The 1234-nt window shown below is 69.8% G+C and carries 2 protein-coding genes; one reads left to right on the top strand and one right to left on the bottom strand.

Annotation, left to right across the window (positions count from 1 at the left end; translation table 11 throughout):
* Window positions 1–200 precede the first annotated feature (200 nt).
* A complete protein-coding gene (locus G6048_RS48160; protein WP_165345904.1) occupies window positions 201–719 on the top strand; it encodes a MarR family winged helix-turn-helix transcriptional regulator in 519 nt (172 codons plus the stop codon).
* Window positions 720–912: 193 nt separating this feature from the next.
* Here G6048_RS48160 and G6048_RS48155 read toward each other — a convergent pair whose 3' ends face one another.
* Entirely contained in the window at window positions 913–1212 is a 300-nt protein-coding gene (locus G6048_RS48155; RefSeq protein WP_165345903.1) for a hypothetical protein, read from the bottom strand.
* Window positions 1213–1234 lie beyond the last annotated feature (22 nt).

Here is a 1234-nt window from a genome sequence, read left to right as displayed (position 1 = left end):
GTTCATGACCGGCTCCAGGGGCGGCGGCAGGACGGGGGCATCACGGGCATCGACGGGCATGGCTGGGCGGCGATTCAGCTTGCTCGCGGCCCGTCCTCCCCCCGTAGGAGGACGGGCCGCCGATAAGTAGCTTAGCCCTAAGCTACTTATCGTCAAGCTACTTTCTTGCGAGTGACCGGCCCGACACGGATACTCGCCCCATGAGCAGCACGCCCAAGCCCTCCCGGGACGCCGTCGACGCGATCATCGACCAGTGGGCCGTCGTACGGCCCGATCTGGACACCGCCGCGATGGAGGTGTTCGGCCGCGTCTGGCGGCTCTCCCGGACTGTGGGCGACCGGATGGAGAAGGCGTACGCCCGGTTCGGGATCTCGCGCGGCGAGTTCGACGTACTGGCCACGCTCCGGCGGTCCGGCGCCCCGTACACCCTCTCGCCCCGCCGGCTCTCCGAGACGCTGATGCTGACCACCGGGGGCATGACGGGGCGGCTCGACAAGCTGGAACGGGCCGGTCTGCTGCGCCGGTCTCCCGACCCCCACGACCGCCGCGCCCTACAGGTCACGCTCACGAACAAGGGGCTCGCGATGATCGACGACGCGGTCGAGGCCGGGCTCGCCCTCCAGACGGAGGCGCTGTCAGCGCTCGACGAAGAACAGGCCGGCCAACTGGCCGACCTGTTGCGTCAGTTGCTCGCCGGGACGGTCAACCCACAGCGGTAGCCAGCGCCTCCTGGATCCTCCGCGTCCGCCGACACCGTCGCCCAGGCCGCGTATCCGTCGAGGGGAGGGCCCCTCCGGTGAGAACACGTCGAGGGCGCCGTCCTCGCCCACGTACCGCGACACGTGCGTACGTGTGCGAGGACGGCGCCCTCGACAGAAAACTTCTCGGCAGAAAACTCGGAGAGGACCGAGGTCAGGAGGAGGCCTGCACCTGGTCCTCGCCCTGCATCCTGCCCTGCGCCTTGCCCCCGGGCTTCGGCTTCGGCTGGCGGTCCGTCGACCTGTCCAGGACCATGACCAGGCCGGTGATGACCGCGAACAGCGCGATCGGTGCCACGACGAACAGGCCCAGCGTCTCGATGACGCTCAGTCCCTGGCCGGGGTCGTCGCCGTCGTCGGGGATCAGGGCGAGGGCGGGGGACGACATGAGCAGCAGCATCAGCGTCGTGCCGGCTGCCAGGGTGCCGGCTCGCAGGGCGTTCTTCTTGTCCACGGGGCCACGGTAGCTAACGGGG

It is taken from the genome of Streptomyces ureilyticus (assembly GCF_011045025.1).
Taxonomy (GTDB): domain Bacteria; phylum Actinomycetota; class Actinomycetes; order Streptomycetales; family Streptomycetaceae; genus Streptomyces; species Streptomyces ureilyticus.
The sequence above is the reverse complement of the archived record's forward strand: the minus strand, read 5'-3'. Positions and strand labels throughout refer to the sequence as shown.